General features: G+C 34.2%; 16 protein-coding genes. 10 read left to right on the top strand and 6 right to left on the bottom strand.

All coding sequences use genetic code 11. The annotated features are described in order from the left end of the window. The first annotated feature begins 1 nt into the window (after position 1). Both IPK88_11885 and IPK88_11880 read left to right on the top strand, forming a co-directional pair. Positions 2–1,417 carry a DUF1501 domain-containing protein gene (locus tag IPK88_11885; GenBank protein ID MBK8244117.1) on the top strand — a complete coding sequence of 472 codons (1,416 nt, stop codon included), beginning with the start codon at positions 2–4 and terminating at the stop codon, positions 1,415–1,417. 12 nt (positions 1,418–1,429) lie between these two features. Next, complete coding sequence (locus tag IPK88_11880; GenBank protein ID MBK8244116.1) at positions 1,430–2,176, top strand: discoidin domain-containing protein; 747 nt, start codon at positions 1,430–1,432, stop codon at positions 2,174–2,176. Positions 2,177–2,243: 67 nt separating this feature from the next. Here the strand turns inward: IPK88_11880 and IPK88_11875 are convergent, their stop codons facing one another. Genes IPK88_11875 through IPK88_11865 form a run of 3 tightly spaced genes read right to left on the bottom strand, consistent with a single transcriptional unit; the run spans position 2,244 to position 5,595 of the window. Further along, positions 2,244–4,226 (bottom strand): tetratricopeptide repeat protein, encoded by a 1,983-nt coding sequence (locus IPK88_11875; protein ID MBK8244115.1) that lies wholly within the window; start codon positions 4,224–4,226, stop codon positions 2,244–2,246. Between the two features lie 39 nt (positions 4,227–4,265). After that, on the bottom strand, positions 4,266–5,234 hold the full coding sequence (locus tag IPK88_11870; GenBank protein MBK8244114.1) for a ribonuclease Z: 969 nt from the start codon (positions 5,232–5,234) through the stop codon (positions 4,266–4,268). After that, positions 5,218–5,595, bottom strand: a complete 378-nt coding sequence (locus tag IPK88_11865) for an STAS domain-containing protein (protein MBK8244113.1) — start codon at positions 5,593–5,595, stop codon at positions 5,218–5,220. Before IPK88_11865 ends, IPK88_11870 begins: the two co-directional genes overlap by 17 nt. Positions 5,596–5,860: 265 nt before the next feature. Here IPK88_11865 and IPK88_11860 point away from each other — a divergent pair, with 265 nt between their 5' ends. The 4 genes from IPK88_11860 (at position 5,861) to rplT (ending at position 9,739) form a co-directional block, all read left to right on the top strand. Continuing rightward, complete coding sequence (locus tag IPK88_11860; GenBank protein MBK8244112.1) at positions 5,861–8,401, top strand: ATP-dependent Clp protease ATP-binding subunit; 2,541 nt, start codon at positions 5,861–5,863, stop codon at positions 8,399–8,401. Positions 8,402–8,473: 72 nt separating this feature from the next. Continuing rightward, the gene (locus IPK88_11855) at positions 8,474–9,058 is read left to right on the top strand and encodes a translation initiation factor IF-3 (GenBank protein MBK8244111.1); all 585 of its coding nucleotides are present in this window, start codon (positions 8,474–8,476) and stop codon (positions 9,056–9,058) included. A 60-nt stretch (positions 9,059–9,118) separates the two neighbouring features. Beyond that, a complete protein-coding gene (gene rpmI / locus IPK88_11850; GenBank protein ID MBK8244110.1) occupies positions 9,119–9,316 on the top strand; it encodes a 50S ribosomal protein L35 in 198 nt (65 codons plus the stop codon). A 75-nt stretch (positions 9,317–9,391) separates the two neighbouring features. Continuing rightward, positions 9,392–9,739 (top strand): 50S ribosomal protein L20, encoded by a 348-nt coding sequence (gene rplT / locus IPK88_11845; protein ID MBK8244109.1) that lies wholly within the window; start codon positions 9,392–9,394, stop codon positions 9,737–9,739. 9 nt (positions 9,740–9,748) lie between these two features. On the opposite strand, the gene IPK88_11840 is transcribed toward rplT, so the two are convergent. Beyond that, entirely contained in the window at positions 9,749–10,999 is a 1,251-nt protein-coding gene (locus IPK88_11840; GenBank protein MBK8244108.1) for an ABC transporter permease, read from the bottom strand. Positions 11,000–11,204: 205 nt separating this feature from the next. Between IPK88_11840 and queA the strand changes: the two genes are divergently transcribed. The 3 genes from queA to IPK88_11825 all read left to right on the top strand — a co-directional run bounded on the left by queA (position 11,205) and on the right by IPK88_11825 (position 13,331). After that, complete coding sequence (gene queA / locus IPK88_11835; GenBank protein ID MBK8244107.1) at positions 11,205–12,269, top strand: tRNA preQ1(34) S-adenosylmethionine ribosyltransferase-isomerase QueA; 1,065 nt, start codon at positions 11,205–11,207, stop codon at positions 12,267–12,269. A gap of 75 nt (positions 12,270–12,344) precedes the next feature. Further along, positions 12,345–12,566 (top strand): DUF2795 domain-containing protein, encoded by a 222-nt coding sequence (locus IPK88_11830; GenBank protein ID MBK8244106.1) that lies wholly within the window; start codon positions 12,345–12,347, stop codon positions 12,564–12,566. Between the two features lie 87 nt (positions 12,567–12,653). Beyond that, a complete protein-coding gene (locus IPK88_11825) occupies positions 12,654–13,331 on the top strand; it encodes a (d)CMP kinase (GenBank protein ID MBK8244105.1) in 678 nt (225 codons plus the stop codon). A gap of 92 nt (positions 13,332–13,423) precedes the next feature. Here IPK88_11825 and IPK88_11820 read toward each other — a convergent pair whose 3' ends face one another. Next, positions 13,424–14,059: a hypothetical protein gene (locus tag IPK88_11820; GenBank protein MBK8244104.1), complete on the bottom strand. Its 636-nt coding sequence runs from the start codon at positions 14,057–14,059 to the stop codon at positions 13,424–13,426. A gap of 864 nt (positions 14,060–14,923) precedes the next feature. Between IPK88_11820 and IPK88_11815 the strand changes: the two genes are divergently transcribed. Further along, a complete protein-coding gene (locus IPK88_11815) occupies positions 14,924–16,795 on the top strand; it encodes a vanadium-dependent haloperoxidase (protein ID MBK8244103.1) in 1,872 nt (623 codons plus the stop codon). A gap of 236 nt (positions 16,796–17,031) precedes the next feature. Here IPK88_11815 and IPK88_11810 read toward each other — a convergent pair whose 3' ends face one another. After that, entirely contained in the window at positions 17,032–19,110 is a 2,079-nt protein-coding gene (locus tag IPK88_11810) for a T9SS type A sorting domain-containing protein (GenBank protein ID MBK8244102.1), read from the bottom strand. Positions 19,111–19,242 lie beyond the last annotated feature (132 nt).

The following is a 19,242-nucleotide window of genomic DNA, read 5'->3' as shown; positions in this document are numbered from 1 at the left end:
AATGAACATGAATCCAAAATCAAATTCGCGTAGAAAATTTATAGGGCAGATGAGTTGCGCTGCCTTAGGATATACCACATTCTATAATTCCTTTATCAACTTACAAGCGATCAATGCTTTGTGTGCATCTAATAGTGCCTTGGATCCTGGTTATAAAGCCCTTGTGTGCATTAATCTATCAGGGGGAAATGATTCCTTCAATATGTTGGTACCTACCAGCACAGAAGAATACAAAACCTATAGTAAAACAAGAGCCAATCTGGCTATTCCTAAAAATGAATTACTAAAGTTAAACACATTAAATACACCTGGCCGTGAATTTGGATTACATCCATCATTAAGTGGTTTGCAAAGTATGTTCAATAAAGGTAATGCAGCATTTATTTCCAATGTTGGTACGCTATTGGAACATACCAATAAAACCGCCATATATGATAATAAAGCGAAATTACCATTAGGACTATTATCCCATTCAGATCAGGGGATGAGTTGGCAAACAGGTATCCCACAATCCAGAGGTAATGTGGGTTGGGTTGGACGTATGGGAGATTTAATTCAGGATATGAATAAGTCTAAAGATATTTCTATGAATATTTCCTTATCAGGTAGCAATTTACTGGAAACAGGTAAAGAAATCGTAGAATATGTTTTGGATCCAACTCAGGGAAGTATCGGCATCAATGGTTACCGTCCAGATAATATGTATGATATCGTAAATATTGCGAAAACAAAAGCAATAGATAGTCTTTTGGATCATCAATATTTGGATGTCTTTCAAAAAACCTATGTAGATGTAGTTCGTAACGCTCGGGATGGAAATCTACTGTTTCAGGGCGCATTAGAAAATGGTCCTGAAATCAAAACAACATTTAGCGATAATGACTTTTCTAAGTCTTTAAATATGATCGCGCGTACGATTTCTGTTCATGAACAATTGGGATTCAAACGACAAGTATTTTATGTCAATTTTTATGGTTGGGATCATCACGATGAAGTTCTCCAAAACCAAGTGGACATGTTTAATATTGTTAATGATGGTTTGGTTGAATTTTATGCAGCTATGGAAGAACTCAATTTAACCAAACAAGTTGCGACATTTAGTATTTCAGAATTTGGTAGATCGCTTACATCCAATGGTAATGGAACTGATCATGCATGGGGCGGAAATTCATTCATCATTGGTGGTGATTTAAATGGTTCCAGAATTTTTGGTGACTACCCGGCCTTGGATTTGGAAAGTGATTTAAATATTTACGATGGTGTAGTCATTCCTACAACTTCTGTGGATCAATATTTTGGTGAACTCGCCTTGTGGATGGGCGTCATGCCTTCTGATATTTCCTATGTACTTCCTAATCTAAGTAATTTTTACAACATTAATTCAGGTAAAGCCCCTTTGGGTTTTCTTAAAATATAAAAATCGATAACCATGAAATTAATTTATATTTCTATCTTAATGATGAGCTCATACTTACTTTCTGCTCAATGTTATCCTGACCGACATTCTACCAATTGGTTTGATGGATGGGTGTCTTGTCATTCAAAAACATCACCCAATCCAAGTAATACTGCAGGTCATTGGTTGCTGTATGACCTAGGCAATCGCTACAAAATTGATAAACTTAAAATATGGAATTCAAATGATCCATCTCATTTGGATTGGGGCATGAAAGAAGTTAAAGTGGACTATTCCAAAGACAGTATTGTTTGGAAAACCATAGGTATACTGGATATAGAAAAAGCCACCGGAACCAATCGTTATGAAGGTATGGACTGGTTGAATGTAACCATTCCGGATGCTAAATTTATTTTGCTAACTGCTGTTTCTAATTTTGGAAGAGATTCATGTTATGGTCTTGCTGAAATTCGCTTCTCGGCAGAGAAATTGAACCTTACTCAAGTTAATGAAATTGCAGATCATGAAAACATTCAAACGTCAATTTCTCCGAATCCATTTACAGAACTTTTCTATGCCAATATTGCCACAACTAATCCTGAAATGCTTACCTACCAATGCACTGATATTACTGGAAAAATATATACATCTGGTTCTATTCAAATGGAAAAGTCTAATTATATTTTAAAAATAGAAACGAAAAATTGGCCTCCAGGAAGTTATGTATTATCTGTTAGAAATGGACGTGATTTAACTAAAAATTCAATCATTAAGTTATAAAATCTAGGTTGATTTATTTTATTGATTGTTTCAAAATTTTTTTTTAAAAAAAGAACCTTTGTAAGATTTACTTTGCTTTATTATTCCTTTGTGAAATGGCATAATATGAAAGTGCTTTATTCATATTCCCCATACTCACATAAGTCAAACTTAAGAATTTTAAATTTTCTTCATTTGTAGAATCTAATTCAAATGCTTTGTTTAAATACAATAACGCATTCGAGTAATCCTTAGAATTAGAATAAGCCCCTCCAATATTGATATAAGCCTTAATGAATTTTGGATCTTTTTGAATGGCTTTTTTACACATATCCACTGAAGAATTAATGTCACCTTTATTTAAATATACAGCGCCCATATTCACCATGGCTTCAATATCCTCAGGATTCATTTCAAGAAATTTTTTGTAGTCATTAATCGCATCATCATATCGCTTTATTAAAACGTATGCAGCTGCCCTATTTTTATAGCTCAATTGATAGGTAGGATCTTTAGTAATAGCAAGACTAAAATCCGCAATGGCTAAATCTGATTTATTGAATTTTCCGTATACAGATCCTCGTCCATTTAAGGATTCTAAATGATTGGGATTGATGGCTAGAGCCCGATTGTATTCATACAATGCCAGACTGTCTTTATCCTGTGCATAATAAATAGAACCTTTATTGGCGTAGACTTCCGGATCTGTTACATTATACTTAATGGACTTGTCATAATACAATAAAGCTTTATCATATTCACCTTTCAACTGATGAATATAGGCTCTATTGGTATAGGCTTTTGCACTGGGATAATTTTTTATTGCTCCGTCCCATAGAGCTGCTGTATTATTCCATGTTCTTACTTGTTGATTACTTAGATATGTAAAGAAAATGGCAATGAGCATTATACCTATAAGCAGAAACTTTTGATTTTGAACCCATCTGGAATCCAACCACCACCCTATACTAAAAAATAATCCGATGTATGGTATATAGGTATATCGATCGGCAATGATAGCACTACCAACAATAAAAAATTGCAACACTAACAATAGATTAACTGTAAAAAATAAAATTCCAAAACTAAAAGATCTATTCTCTTTCCATCCCTTCCAACACAAATAAGCTATACCTAATGTAAAAAATGGTGCAAAAAAATAAATTTTCGATAAGTTCTCATTGATTGGTGGAAAGGGGTAAAATGTAGCTAAATTAAAAGGCCAAATCATTTTAACTATATACATCATATGTCCGTACGATGCAAATAATATTCGTTTACTAATATTAAAGTAATTCGAAGTGTCCGTAGCTCCTGCAGTTTTTTGAGCATGCAAAGTCAAATAAACCATGAAGGCAGCACATAGGAAAAATGGAATTTTTTCATAAATCCATTTCATAGACCATGTTCTGCTTCTTACATAATCTAAAGTAAATAAAGCAACTGGAAAAATAATAGCAGCAGGTTTTGAAGCCAATGAAAGAATAAACCAAAGAAAGGTAATCCAATAATATTTTTTATTCCCTGTATCCAATAATTTAATATAACTCATCAAACCCATTAAGAAAAAGAGTGTATACAATACATCTTTGCGCTCGGATACCCAGGCCACAGACTCAACATGCAAAGGGTGAATCCCAAAAAACAAAGCGGTAAAAAAAGCGATGAAATAATTATCCTTAGTGAGTATACAAATGAATTTAAATACTAAAACTACATTGATCAAATGAAAGATGATATTGAATAAGTGATATGAGGAAGCATCATCTCCTGAAATAGCATAATTAATGGCTAAACTGATCATGGTGATCGGATGATAATTTCCTTGAATGGAAGTTGTAAAAAATTTACTAAAGTGATCAAAATTTCGAATGATCTCATTGTCCATGACATAATCACCATCGTCCCAGGTTACAAAATCAGCAAATAGATTTGGAAAATAAGCAACAGAAGTTAATAATAATGCAATTCCAACAAACCACCAATAGTTTTTTGAATCAATGAATGAGGATTGAACACTTGTATGGGTTTGCGGAATGAATTCACTTTTTACTTGCTTCTTTGGTTTCATATATAACAAAAAATTATGAATTATCTGATTGACCAGAACTTATTTCAAGTTTTTAATTTGGATGTTTTTTTTTAATTCAGCAATATCAATTTTTAATCCTTCTTTTCCTAGTATCGTGTTCTCAAAAATGGTTTTGCATTCTTCCAATAATGGATACAATGATTTATATCTTGATGAATAATGACCCGTCACCAAGGCTCCAACACGAGCTTTCAACGCTAAAGTTGCAGCTTGATAAGCTGTAGCATGTCCGGTAGCTTCAGCTTTATCAGCCAATTCATTTAAGTAGGTTGTTTCATGATACAGTACATCAACTTGATCAATCAAGGGTATTATTGCTTCATTGTATTTTGTATCACTACAATAGGCATAGGAACAATGCCAGGATTCAACAGATGATAAATCTTCTGCATGGTATACGGTACCTTCTTTATCTGAAATATCTTCACCTTGAGTAATTTTTTTGAATTCATGAACAGGGATAGATAACGATTCCATTTTATCCAAATTAAGTTTCCGGGTTATCATATTTAATTTGAAGAGATAACCCACAGTTGGCACGCGATGGTTTAATGGGATGGTTTGTATGACCAATTCTCCATCATCAAAAATACACTCGGTATTCAAATGATTGACTTTAATATACTTAATTTCAAAAGTCAAATGTGAATGACTATATTGTATGGAGGCATTCAGAAATTCTTCCAATCCCTCAGGTCCGACCAAAATTAAAGGTTCTTGCCTTCCTAAATGGCAGAAGGTTGTTATTAAGCCCGGCAATCCAAAAACATGGTCGCCATGCATGTGAGAAATTAAAATATACGTTATTCTGTTCCAGTGGGTTCTATGCTCGAACAATCTGTTTTGTGTAGCCTCACCACAATCGATAAGGAATAACTCTTCTTGAATATTAAGGACTTGAGCACTTGGAAATCTGTCTGCTGAGGGCATTGCAGAACTACTCCCCAAAATTAACAATTCAAAAGTTCTACTATTCTTCTTCCTCATTTAATTCCCGTTCTAGATCTTCCATGTGAACGTATTCTACGGCTTCTTCAATGGTGGGAATTATAGTAAGTATACTGTCTAACTTCGAAATTTCTATTAGTTTTTTTACACTTTCACTATTCATATTAACCAGTACAAACGCACCATAATCTTTCCAAATACGATTGGCTGTTAATATTGAACTCAATCCGCTTGAATCAATATAATCGACATCCTTTAAATCGAAAATAAGATTTCTTACACCCTCATTTCTAAAGAAAACAAACTCAGATTTCAATTGTGGGGCAATAATCGAGTTTAAATTGGCCTCTTCCAAGCTAAAAATGGAGTAGCGTTCTTGTTTGTCTATCTGATATTTCATGAAATATATTTCTAAATCAAATATTTAAAATATTACTAATTAGTTATTTATTTATTAATTTACTAACTATTTTGTTTCCAAAAACCAAAAAAGTATTAATTTTGGGAAAGCAAAAGTAATAAACTTTAAAGCGATTCTTTGAACTAATAGTATCAAAATGTACTTTATTGTTAAACTTTGCCATTAAAGACTTTGAGTTTGATTAAGTTTTTTGAACTTTATTGGATAAAAAAAATTATTATTACGAACCCTTCTAAATTTTAAAATGAATAAAAGGTTTTCTCAAAAAGTCAAAAAAGTGTTGTCCAATAGCCGCGAAGAAGCATTGCGCTTGGGCCACGATTATATCGGTACTGAACATATACTTTTAGGCATGATTGCTGAAAAGGATACCGTAGCCATTTCAGTATTAAAATCACTTAAGATTGACTTAAATCTATTAAAAGAACGCATCGAAGAGGCTATTCCGGTTAAAAAAGGTGAAGAAGCCGCTTTTCAGGTTGGGAATCTTCCCTTGAATAAACAGGCAGAAAAGGTACTAAAATTCACTTATCTTGAAGCTAAAATAAGTAAGGAGGATGAAATTTATCCTGAGCATCTACTATTGTCCATATTAAAACATCATGATAATCTAGCTTGTGTGATATTGGATCAATTTCATGTTGATTATGAAGCCTATAGATCTGAGTTAGATTATATCTCACAACACTCCAATATTGAAGACATCCCTGAAATTACATCATCGTCCAGTGATTCTGAATCTTTTGATGAAGAACAAAGCTCAAGTTCAACCTATTCTAAAAAGCCAAATACCAAGTCTACCACGCCTGTTTTGGATAATTATGGTCGTGATGTAACCCGCCTTGCAGAAGAGGGAAAATTAGACCCAATTATCGGGCGAGAAGAAGAAATTGAGCGGGTTTCTCAGATATTGAGTAGGAGAAAGAAAAATAATCCCATTTTAATTGGTGAACCGGGAGTAGGTAAAACAGCCATTGTTGAGGGATTAGCCTTAAGAATCATGCTAAAAAAAGTCTCAAGGACCCTATTCAATAAACGAATTGTTATGTTGGATTTGGCTGCACTTGTAGCGGGAACCAAGTATAGAGGACAATTCGAAGAACGAATTAAAGCCATCATGAATGAATTGGAAAAATCAAGAGACGTGATCTTGTTTATTGATGAAATTCATACCATCATTGGTGCTGGTGGCGCAACAGGTTCCTTGGATGCCTCAAATATTTTCAAACCTGCATTAGCCAGGGGTGAATTGCAGTGTATTGGCGCATCTACATTAGATGAATACAGACAACATATTGAGAAAGATGGTGCTTTAGATCGAAGATTTCAAAAAGTCATGATCAACCCACCAAGTGTGGAGGAAGCGTATCAGATTCTACACAATATCAAGTCAAAATACGAGGAATTTCATTCCGTTACCTACTCTGATGAGGCCATTAAAGCTTGTGTAAAATTGAGTGACCGATATATTTCTGATCGATTTTTACCGGATAAAGCTATAGATGTTTTGGATGAAGTTGGAGCAAGAGTCCATTTAAAAAACATCCATGTTCCCAAACATATTGAGGAAATTGAAGCACAGATAGATAGTATCAAAGAGCAAAAAAATATCGCGGTAAAAAGCCAGCAATATGAAAAAGCAGCCGATCTACGGGATATTGAATCTAAACTTCAAAAGAAACTGGAACAGGCTAAGCAAGAGTGGGATGATGAAGCTAAGTCTACCCGATTCCCGGTTAATGAAGAAGATATAGCAGAAGTAGTGGCCATGATGACGGGCATTCCTGTTAAAAAAGTAGCCCAAAGTGAAAGTATAAAATTGGTCAATATGGGTGACCAACTCAAGAAATCTATCATTGGTCAGGATGAAATCATATCTAAAATTACCAAGGCTATTCAACGGAATCGGGTTGGTTTAAAAGACCCTAAAAAGCCCATAGGTTCATTTATATTCCTGGGGCCTACGGGTGTAGGAAAAACGGAAATGGCTAAAGCTTTGTCAAGATTCTTGTTTGACTCTGAAGATGCATTGGTCCGATTAGATATGAGTGAATATATGGAAAAATTCACAGTATCACGTTTAATAGGAGCTCCTCCGGGATATGTTGGCTACGAAGAAGGTGGACAATTGACTGAGAAAGTAAGACGTAAGCCATATGCTGTAATTCTATTGGATGAAATTGAGAAAGCACATCCGGATGTATATAATATCCTTTTACAGGTTTTAGATGAAGGATTATTAACGGATGGTTTAGGACGAAAAGTAGATTTTAAAAATACGATCATAATTATGACCTCCAATATCGGAGCTCGTCAGCTTAAGGATTTTGGTCAGGGAGTAGGTTTTGCTACCCAAACGAGAATGGAACATGCCGATGATCATGCTAAAGGTGTTATCCAAAATGCACTCAAGAAAACGTTTTCACCGGAATTTCTAAATCGAATAGATGACGTCCTGGTGTTTAATAATCTTGAGAAAAAAGATATGCTACAAATTATCCAAATTGTAGTAGCCTCCCTTTTGAAAAGAATCGATCAAATGGGGTTTGAGTTAATCCTCAATGATGACGCTGTTGATTTCTTAGCTGATAAAGGTTTTGACCCACAATTTGGAGCTCGCCCTTTGCACCGTGCGGTTCAAAAATACTTAGAAGATCCACTAGCTGAATTTATCTTACAGGAAAATCCACCTGCAGGTAGTAAACTGAAAGCTGTAATGAACGAATCAAAAGACGGAATCAACATCATTCTAGCAACTAAAGTAGGTACTGCGAAAAAATCTTAGAAATCTTTTTTAGATTTATGCGACATAGCGATTAAATTTGCAGGCGTTAATAATAAAAACCATAATTTGAATATTAGAAAAAAACCATCCTACCTGGACGAATTAAGAAGCCAGTTTCGAATTAATGATCAAATCCGTAACCACTCCATAAGACTCGTTGGTGATAATTTTGATGAAATTAGTACTTTAGTTGGAAAACCCGTTGAAGCAGGTATTGTTGATACCCAGACCGCTATAAAGTGGGCTTTCGATTTGGGTATGGACTTAGTAGAAATTACAGCTAAATCCGATCCTCCGGTCTGCAAAATAACAGATTTTAACAAATTTCTTTACTTAAAACGTAAGAAAGAGAAAGAAATTAAAGCGAAAACGGCTAAAGTCGTTATTAAAGAAATACGTTTTGGCCCAAATACAGATGACCATGATTTTGAATTCAAAGTAAAACATGGAATCAAATTCCTTGAAGAAGGGGCTAAAATTAAAGCTTATGTTCAGTTTAAAGGTCGTGCTATAGTCTTCAAAGACCGTGGCGAGTTGATTTTACTGCGATTTATGAAAGAATTAGAACCCTATGGTTCCGCCGAAGAACTTCCTAGATTAGAAGGAAAAAGGATGTATGTAATCCTTACTGCAAAAAAAGGTACTGCAAAAACATAAATGAATATGCAAAAGTGTGTAAAAGATTAATTATCTTTGCGCCCTTATAAAAATAAAGCCATGCCAAAGGTAAAAACCCATTCAGGGGCAAAAAAGAGAATGAAGTTGACAGGAACTGGAAAAGTCAAGACTTTTCAAGCTAATACCTCTCACTTAATGCGTAATAAAAGCAAAAAAGCTAAGCGCCGTAATCGAACTAGCACCGTGGCACATCCATCAGAGCAAGCTCGGTTGAAAGCCTTATTAGGAATATTTTAATCATTGTTTCATCCGTTCTAGAGGTTAAGCGCTCCTTTTTATTGGAGACCCTTTAGTTCATAAACAAATCACAATATGCCTCGTTCAGTAAATGCAGTAGCATCCAGACAAAGAAGAAAAAAAATCCTCAAAGCCGCAAGAGGTTATTTTAGCGGTCGTTCTAAAGTTTATACTGTAGCTAAAAACGCCCTTGAGCGTGCTATGAAGTATGCATTTGTTCATAGACGTCAGAAAAAACGTGCCTTCAGACGCTTGTGGATTGCAAGAATAAATGCAGCAGTAAGAACTCATGATTTAAGTTATTCAAGATTCATTGATATGTTACACAAAAACAATATCAACTTAAATCGTAAAGTGTTAGCTGATCTAGCTTTACACCATCCAACGGTGTTCGCTGCAATAGTAGCTAAGGTCAAAAAATAAGACTTCTATTTATTTACGCATTGCTTCTACTGGATCCATGTTTGATGCATGATATGCCGGTACTATTCCTGCTATTATTCCAATAATAACTGAAAGTAATAGTCCGAGCATCACATTTCCAATAGACATAAACATTTCGAAATCCATGAGTTGGGTCACTAATGTGAGTATGAGCCATACCAACAGTAGTCCTGCTATCCCACCTATTATACATAGAATAATGGCTTCCAATAAATATTCTAATAAAATATAATAGCGTTTGGCGCCTATCGCCATTTTAATGCCTATTAATGGCGTTCGCTCTTTTACCGAGACAAACATAATATTGGCTACCCCGAAAGCACCAACCAACATTGCAAATAAGCCTATGATAAAACCAGCTACATTGACCACCCCAAAAACACTGGATACGATATTGGTTAACATGGTCAATTGGTTAATAGCAAAATTATCATTATCCTTTGGCTTTAAACCTCTTGAAGGCCGAAGTATACTGGCCAATTCATAACGCATTTCTTCAAGATCCGCACCGCGTTTTGCTTTGACATTCAGCATAGTCCCCCAAGTCGAATTTTGATTAATGCTGATGAGTTTACGCATAGTATTCCATGGGAAGAAGACCGCTTCATCCATTGGCATAATATTGATTAATGACTTACCCTCTTCCTTTAATATGCCCGCAATAGAGAAGTATTGTCCGAATATCTTTACCTCCTTTCCTACCCCATCATGATTGGGAAATAGAGAAGTTGCTAATTTATTTCCCAAAATAACTTGATTGCCCCCTATAAAAAATTCATGATTTGAAAAATATCGACCATCCTCAAAATCTAACTTAATGACTTGGTTATAATCCTCAGTAATTCCTGAAACGTATGCTCCTTCTACATAATTATTCCCCGCTTTTATAATTCTTCCGGGTGCAAAGACCGATAACGAGGCATATGCCGCTAATTTGGATTTTTTCTGGATAGTCGTTAAATCCTGAATACTAGGATTTGGTCGCGATAAGTATTTCCAATAATTTTTACCGGGATCTTCCTGCCAGGACATTTTATCTATATATAATACGTCATTGCCCAATTTTTCAAAACTCTCAAGAATGTTGTTTTCTAAAGAATCAACGGCTGATAAGACAGCAATGACACAAAATATTCCAATAGTAATACCCAATAAAGTTAAAAAACTCCTTAGTTTATTACCTACAAGCTGTTGTTTGGCTTGATGTAAGCTTTCTGATAAAATTCTAAAAAATACCACAATCCTTTATTAATTCACCTCAATATATGCCTGATTATTGACATGCCTTGAGATTTTACATTGATTTACAAATTTAAATGCTATTACACACAACAAAATTAGATAAATAACATTTCCATAATATTAACTGAAATAGCTTCAAAAGTACTTGCATTTGGGGTGTTCAATTGATTACTTTTGCAAAAATCTTAAGAAGAACTAATACATGCGCACAAAATTATCACAATTCGTTTATAACTTACCAAAAAACCTAATCGCACAATATCCAGCACCAGAGCGTTCTGAATCCAGGTTGATGGTTGTTAATCGCCAAACCGGAAAAATAGAACACCGAATATTTAAAGATATTATTGATTATGTTAATGATGGTGACGCCATGATTATTAACAATACTAAGGTTTTTCCAGCCCGGATGTACGGTCGAAAGGAAAAAACAGGTGCCAAAATAGAAGTTTTTTTACTCCGTGAATTGAATAAAGCTGTTGGATTATGGGATGTTTTAGTAGATCCAGCTCGTAAAATCAGAGTAGGTAATAAACTTTATTTCTTTGATAAAAACAATAAAGAAGTATTGGTAGCTGAGGTAGTTGATAATACAACCTCCAGAGGTCGAACCATTAGATTCTTACATGATGGCGACGAAGCATCATTCCAAAGCATTATCCGCAGTTTGGGCCAGACCCCACTACCTAAATATATAACACGTCCTACTGAAGCCAGTGATACGGAACGATACCAAACGGTATTCGCCAAAGAAGTTGGCGCTGTTGCTGCTCCTACAGCAGGTCTTCACTTTAGCCGTGAGCTTTACAAGATGCTTGAAATCAAAGGCGTTAATTTTGCAGAAGTGACCATGCACGTTGGTATGGGTACCTTCAGATCCATTGATGTAGAAGACCTCTCCAAACATAAAATGGAAGCTGAATATTTTAGAATAGATGAGAAAACGGCCGATTTGGTTAATAAAACCAAAGATGCTGGTAAAAATGTTATAGCCATAGGTACGACCACTATGCGTACCATTGAATCATCTGTTACTGCCTCTAAATATTTAAAACCAACTGAAGGATGGACTAATTTATTTATTTATCCACCCTATGATTTTTCAATCGCAAATATGATGGTAACTAATTTTCATTTACCTAAATCAAGTTTATTGATTATGGCGTCAGCTTATGCCGGGTATGAATTACTCATGGATGCTTATGAAATGGCCATTAAAGAGAAATACCGTTTCTATAGTTATGGAGACGCCATGTTAATTATTTAATTTAATTATTGGAACTTTTTTGTATTATTTGTATTTAGTGTTAGTATTATTAATCAAAATAAATTTTAGGAGCATATGTATTGGACGTTAGAATTAGCACATCATTTGGAGGAAGCACCATGGCCGGCAACTCGCGATGAGTTAATCGATTATGCGATTCGGAGTGGATCACCCATTGAAGTTATTGAAAATCTTCAAGAGATGGAAGATGAAGAAGAAATATATGAATCTATGGAAGATATTTGGCCGGATTTTCCTAGAAAAGATGATTTCTTATTTAATGAAGACGAATATTAAAAAATTCATCCAATTAAAAATATGACAAAATCCCATTGGTATGATTCCATTGGGATTTTTTTTTAACAAAAAAACAATTCATCAGCTTTGGATTCTAAGAAACATGTTGTTATTGCTATAGATGGTTATTCATCTTGTGGTAAAAGCACCTTGGCCAAAGATATTTCAAAAGCCTTACATATACTCTATGTAGATAGCGGTGCTATGTATAGAGCCATTACATTGCATTGCCTACAACATCATATTAATCCCGAGGATAAAGATCAAGTTATCCAACAATTAGAACTTATCAATATCCGATTGTCATCAACCTTACCTATTCAGGTTTATTTAAATAATATAGATGTAAGCGATGACATTCGAAGCTTGCATGTAGCCAGATGGGTAAGTGAAATTTCTGCGATTTCTGAAGTTAGATCTAAAATGGTTGACTTACAGCGGCAAATGGCTAATCACCAATCACTGGTCATGGATGGCCGGGATATAGGTACTGTAGTATTCCCCAATGCAGATGTTAAATTATTTATTACCGCTGATCCATATATTCGTGCTAAACGACGACAAGAAGAATTGATCCAGAAAGGAAACATAGTAAATCTTGAAGAAATCATGGATAACTTAATTCATAGGGATCATATCGATTCGACCAGAGCAGATAGTCCTTTGAAACAAGCCTCTGATGCTATTCTTATCGATAATTCGAATCTGACTATGAGTTCACAACTCGAACTTGCACTTCGTATCATTAAAGAAAAATTATCTTAGGATAAAAACAAAAAGTCATCGTCGCTAGAAATTGAATTTAATTTTATAGCGGAACTCACTTTAGAAAAATATTTATTACTAGCATTCATTACTTAGTCAACATACCTGATTTCGCACTTTAACCTCTTCTCATAAGTTGACTCAACCCATATTCCCAATTCATGATACATACACGTTTTTAATTGTTTAAAATCACCGACAATACCAAGGGGAATTCCTGTACAGTAAAGTGTATTTCTAGATGCAAAAAGGGAGTCATAAGTTATACTTGTTTCATATTTCAATACTTCATTGTTATGAGACTTGTATTGAATTATTTTTTCATATCGATTTTGTTTGATACGATGTCCGTTAATAATTGTTGTATCGAAATAGAAAGATTCCCAAGGATCGTATTGATATTTCGCAGATATAAACACATATAAAATATCAGAATTCCAAATTGGTTCTCTTCCCTCGCATAATTGATTCATCCATTCAGCGCTCCGTCGAAATTCAGGTTTAAATTCATTAGGATTATTTAAGTTTACTAAAGCGTTTTTATAAAGTTTATTGGTGTCTTGAATTATGAAATTCAGATTTTCGACCCAATACCATTCCTTTAATATTTTTATATGGTAAGTCTCAAATAATGCTTGTTCTAATTTAGAAATCAATTCAGATCTTGAATTGCAATGATTCGCAGTAAATGATAATGAAATAGGCCCTTTATCTAAATTTTCATCCATACACTTAATTTGAATTCCATACAAGGTATGTATTAAATAATACAAATATCCGGAGAACTGATAATGATTACCTGTTTGTTCAAAAAAATTATCCTTTGGGTTAGGTATATCTTGAATTTTTATATCACATAAGTTTATCGATTCAGTTTTATAAGCGACCTTTTTTAAACTACAAAATGATAAACAAAATAAAATACACGTTAAAAATATAAAAAAAATAAATTTAAAATTTAAGCCCATAAGATAATAATTGAATGATCAATATTTGTAATAAGTTCTTTACCACGAAAAATGGTTTTAAATATTGCAGGATTTTCATTTATGATATATCTATGTGCACGACCAACTAGATTTATGTAAACAACATGCCCAAAGCAAATCTAAATTCTTTAATGATTAGATATGAAAAAAATTTCAACATCTAGTCCATTTGTATCATAGAAATAAATTGTGCTTAACATCCAAGCTGTGCTCAAATTCTTCACAGAAGCTAATCTTCCACAAAATAAATTGGATTACATATTTAAATAAATCGCTATTTTTTGACATATATAATCCGTTATTCAACAAAAATTCTGCACGAACTAAATTTTAATAATATTTACCAATGTCTATTTGATTCAAATCACAAAACAACTATCTTACAACATGAATTTAAATGAACACTTTTTAAATTAATCTAATAATTACCTAAAAAATGCCTTCAATTATATGCTGATTTGAAAATCTTTGTACCTTCGGCAATTGTCGTATCCAATAATTATTAATGATCAAATATAATAAAAGATTAATATAATGTCCAATTCCTATTCAAAAAAATTAATATATGCTGTCTTGTTTTCGTTATTCTGCATTCAAGGAATAATGGCCCAGCATTCCGTCGCAAGAATGTGGAATGAAGCACAATTAGCAGCAATAAGAAAAGATTTTGGAAGACCTACTGTACAAGCTCGCAATTTGTGGCATGTTTCTCTAGCTATGTATGATGCATGGGCTGTGTTTAACCCTGATGCAGAAACATATCTTCTGGGTAAAACACTAAACGATTTTAAATGCCCTTTTAAAGGATTTCCAAAGCCCTCTAATATTAATAAAGCAACTAATGAAGCAATAAGTTACGCAGCTTATAGAGTATTACACCATAGATATAAAGGTTCACCCAATTATAATAATATTACAAAAATTCAATTTAATAAACTGTTTAACCAATTAGGTTATGATACCACGTTTACATCAACCGATTATTCCACAGGATCAGCTGCTGCCCTGGGTAATTATATTGGACAATGTGTAATAGACTATGGCCTTCAAGATGGATCAAATGAATCAGCTAAACACGCAAATCCATTGTATCAACCCATTAATCCCCCAATGGTGGTTGCCCATTCCGGTAATCCAACCATAATAGACCCTAATCGCTGGCAACCTTTGACATTAGATCTCTTTATTGACCAGAATGGAAATGTAATGACTGGAACTACACCACCTTTTTTAAGTGCTGAATGGGGGCGAGTATTACCATTTGCATTAAAATCAAGCGACAGAAAAACTTTATCTCGTGATGGTTTTGTATATTTTATTTATGATAATCCAGGTCCCCCGCCCTATTTAGATACCAACAAGATGGCGCCATCTTCAGAAGCTTTTATATGGAATTTTGAATTAGTGGCATCATGGTCCGGTCACCTGGATCCAAAAGATAGCGTAAAATGGGATATTTCACCTGCCAGCAGGGGTAATATTAAATCTTACCCACTCAAACAAGAAGATTATCCTGATTTTTATAATTTTAAAGAAGGTGGCGATCCGGGAAAAGGATATTCAAAAAATCCAAAAACTAAACGTCCTTATGTTCCCCAAATTGTTCCAAGAGGAGATTATACCAGAGCATTGGCAGAGTTTTGGGCAGATGGTCCAGATTCCGAAACGCCTCCCGGTCATTGGTATACTGTGTTCAATTATGTGTCAGATCACCCTAAGACCAAAAAGAAATTTGGTGGTAAAGGGCCCACTCTTAATGATTTGGAATGGGATATCAAAGGTTATTTTACACTAGGTGGCAGTATGCATGATGCTGCCATTACTGCGTGGAGTATAAAGGGTTATTACGATTATGTTAGACCCATTTCTGCGATTCGTAAACTAGGTACTCTGGGACAATCCTCAGATCCAAAATTGCCAAATTATCATGTCGGTGGATTAAAACTCATTCCAGGAATTGCAGAACTTGTTCTAATTGGAGATTCTCTGGCAGGAAAAAATAATGAACATGTAGGAAAAGTCAAATTATATTCCTGGAAAGGTGGCAAATTCATTACCAATCCTAAAACCCAACAAGCTGGAACAGATTGGGTATTGGCAGAAAACTGGGTACCATACCAACGGCCTACATTTGTAACACCACCTTTTGCTGCTTATATCTCAGGGCATTCTATATTCTCAAGAACTGCTGCGGAGGTTCTAACGTACTTGACCGGAGATCCATTTTTCCCCGGAGGAATGTCTGAATTTGTTATAAAGAAAAATGAATTTTTAGTATTTGAGGATGGCCCTAGTGTTAATTTAACTTTACAATGGGCCACTTATAGAGATGCATCAGATCAATGCAGTTTATCAAGAATTTGGGGTGGAATCCATCCACCTGCCGATGATATCCCAGGTCGGTTACTTGGCATAAAATTAGGAGAGGCCGGATTTAATAAAGCAAAAGAACTATTTTACAATAAAAAAGAATAGCTTATCCATTGACGCTTTTTCACAAAAAACTTTCTTTGTTAATTCTAAAAGTGTTCATGATTTACAAAGCTGCAGGATTGCAAACTAATCCCTTAGCGTAAGGTATATAAAGCTTAAATTAAAACACATTCAGTATTTCTGATTAAATACGAAAATTATGTAAAAAGGTATCGGATAAAAAAGTTCTTTCGCTAATTGTAATTCATCAATATCCCTAAATATTCTGCTTGAAAGTTTTAGTTTCCAATAAATATTTTTCCTTGATGTACAAATTCATCTCCTGATATTCTGTAAATGTAAATTCCACTAGTAGAGGCTTGAACAGTTTTATAGTATGCACCTGAATTTAACGCACCTTCATCAACTGCCCAATGATAAATTTGCTGACCATTTAAATTATAAATTTCAATGTTTTGGATATTTACTTGGTAAGGAATTTCAAGTTTTATCATTTGGCTTTCAGGAAGATATTGTAAGTTCATTTCTAATTGATTCGCTGTCGCTTCGGAATTAAAAATCGAATTCAAAAGATTGGATGATATTCCTTCTGTTTTAGTTTTTTTCTTAATTACTGAAAATTGATCTACATCCCCAGTTTTAACCAATAGGTAATTTTTTTGCATAAAGTGATCCAGATGAGGTTCAATCGTCATATTCAATTGACTTACCTCGTCCCAAGGTTGTAATGGATTTTTAAAGATATAATCCAATGGCAAAGTATAATAATGATGATAAGTTTCTCCAAGTGCTAATTGACCAGCCACAATTTTTTTGAGTAAAAGGACATCTTCAACATTAACAACTCGATCGTGATTTACATCTGCAGCCAATAACCTATATGGGTTTGTGATAGTCAAAGTTCCTGCAATTAATTTTTCAAGTGTATTGATATCTTTTGCATCTAATCCATTGATATTTGAATTTAAAGTCTCAATATGAAGGCTATATTGATGATCATTTCTTAAGTCGATAAATGCAAATTCATCTTGAGCTGATCTAATAGATTCACTGGTCCATTGATTGACCATGTCTGTAGCGCCAATTTTTATTTGCGTAACTCTTTTTTTATCCCATTCTCCCGTTAAAATACAGGACAATTGATACCTTTTAGTGATGAGACTATCTTTCCTTTTACAATCTGGAATCTGTGCACCATTATTTTGTATGGTAATCGTAGTTTTACAAAAATCCTGATTTCCTAAAGAATCCGTAACCCACATTTCTATGTCATTTAATCCTAAATCATCACAAGTGAAGGTTCTAAATCGATCATTAGGATCTGAAGAGAAGGAAAAGCGCAATTTTTGTTTTGGACATTTATGAAAACTACCTTTATTCAAGTCAGAAGCCCAAACATCCACCATTCCGGCATCTACAGTGCCGTTGTTATCTGAATCTATGGGCATTAGTTCCACAATTACACCTGTAAGACAATATGGAGTTGGTTGTAATTTATTATTGACCTGAATGGTGACCTCACATTTTATTTCTGTTCCACAACCATACTCTGCAATATAATAAAATGTTGTTTTACCATTAGGATAGAACCCACTGGCATCATTCCCTTTTTGATCAGAATATAAAGAGGTGTTATAAATACGATATGGTATATTACAAGCAGAAATAAAAGCAGCCGTGTCTATCTGTACATAGGCCCCACCGCATTCTTTAGTAGCATTTACTGTTAAATTATTTTTACAAATAATTTTAGCAGATGTATCTATAGTTATCAATTTGATGACCTGCACTGCTGAAAATATTCCGCGGGTAGGATATTTATATGGATCGTAGACGCACCAATCCAGAATTTTCCAAGTGCGAATAATTTTCATACATCCTTCATTAACAGTAAATTTTACATCTGTATAGCCAGCTATAGGTTTACTGCACTTATTCGTCTTCCAGGTAGGTTTATCGTAAGGTCTTGCTAATTTTTTGAGGTCTTCAGCAGGATTACAACTTTCTATATTGATATCCAAAGGCCATGTTATATCTGCATAACCAAATGCATTGGCATTTGATAATGTGATAACCTGGGAGCAGGTAAGCCAATGCCATTCCGGGTCCTCTACTCCCCAAGTTCGGGTAATTGTTCCAACACCGCAATCATTTATATTGTAAACTATTTTACAATCGTGAACCCATTTTTTTTCACCATTTAATATGGTGTATGCCTTCCCGTATTGTGTCAAATCAGAATAATTGTCTGTACAACTAATAGTTATATCTCCGGGACAGGTAAATGTAAAATCGTTAGGGGCTCCAAGAATTCCACTAATATTAATAAAATAGATTAGAAATAGCAAATACTTCATTATTAAGGCTTTAGAAAAGTTATAGTGGTGAATCCAATGCAAATATATGTGAAAAATATATAAATACTAATTTTATATGTAACTTTTTATACTACTTCAATAAATGATAAAAAGCTGCATGACTCAACAAGA

It is taken from the genome of Candidatus Defluviibacterium haderslevense, from assembly GCA_016712225.1.
Lineage (GTDB): Bacteria > Bacteroidota > Bacteroidia > Chitinophagales > Saprospiraceae > Vicinibacter > Vicinibacter haderslevensis.
The sequence above is the reverse complement of the archived record's forward strand: the minus strand, read 5'-3'. Positions and strand labels throughout refer to the sequence as shown.

Excerpts from the sequence above, each read along its gene's own strand:
- IPK88_11885 (MBK8244117.1), top strand. The coding sequence starts at position 2 with ATGAACATGAATCCAAAATCAAATTCGCGTAGAAAATTTATAGGGCAG.
- IPK88_11880 (MBK8244116.1), top strand. The coding sequence starts at position 1,430 with ATGAAATTAATTTATATTTCTATCTTAATGATGAGCTCATACTTACTT.
- IPK88_11875 (MBK8244115.1), bottom strand. The coding sequence starts at position 4,226 with ATGAAACCAAAGAAGCAAGTAAAAAGTGAATTCATTCCGCAAACCCAT.
- IPK88_11870 (MBK8244114.1), bottom strand. The coding sequence starts at position 5,234 with ATGAGGAAGAAGAATAGTAGAACTTTTGAATTGTTAATTTTGGGGAGT.
- IPK88_11865 (MBK8244113.1), bottom strand. The coding sequence starts at position 5,595 with ATGAAATATCAGATAGACAAACAAGAACGCTACTCCATTTTTAGCTTG.
- IPK88_11860 (MBK8244112.1), top strand. The coding sequence starts at position 5,861 with ATGAATAAAAGGTTTTCTCAAAAAGTCAAAAAAGTGTTGTCCAATAGC.
- rpmI (MBK8244110.1), top strand. The coding sequence starts at position 9,119 with ATGCCAAAGGTAAAAACCCATTCAGGGGCAAAAAAGAGAATGAAGTTG.
- rplT (MBK8244109.1), top strand. The coding sequence starts at position 9,392 with ATGCCTCGTTCAGTAAATGCAGTAGCATCCAGACAAAGAAGAAAAAAA.
- queA (MBK8244107.1), top strand. The coding sequence starts at position 11,205 with ATGCGCACAAAATTATCACAATTCGTTTATAACTTACCAAAAAACCTA.
- IPK88_11830 (MBK8244106.1), top strand. The coding sequence starts at position 12,345 with ATGTATTGGACGTTAGAATTAGCACATCATTTGGAGGAAGCACCATGG.
- IPK88_11820 (MBK8244104.1), bottom strand. The coding sequence starts at position 14,059 with ATGGATGAAAATTTAGATAAAGGGCCTATTTCATTATCATTTACTGCG.
- IPK88_11815 (MBK8244103.1), top strand. The coding sequence starts at position 14,924 with ATGGCCCAGCATTCCGTCGCAAGAATGTGGAATGAAGCACAATTAGCA.
- IPK88_11810 (MBK8244102.1), bottom strand. The coding sequence starts at position 19,110 with ATGAAGTATTTGCTATTTCTAATCTATTTTATTAATATTAGTGGAATT.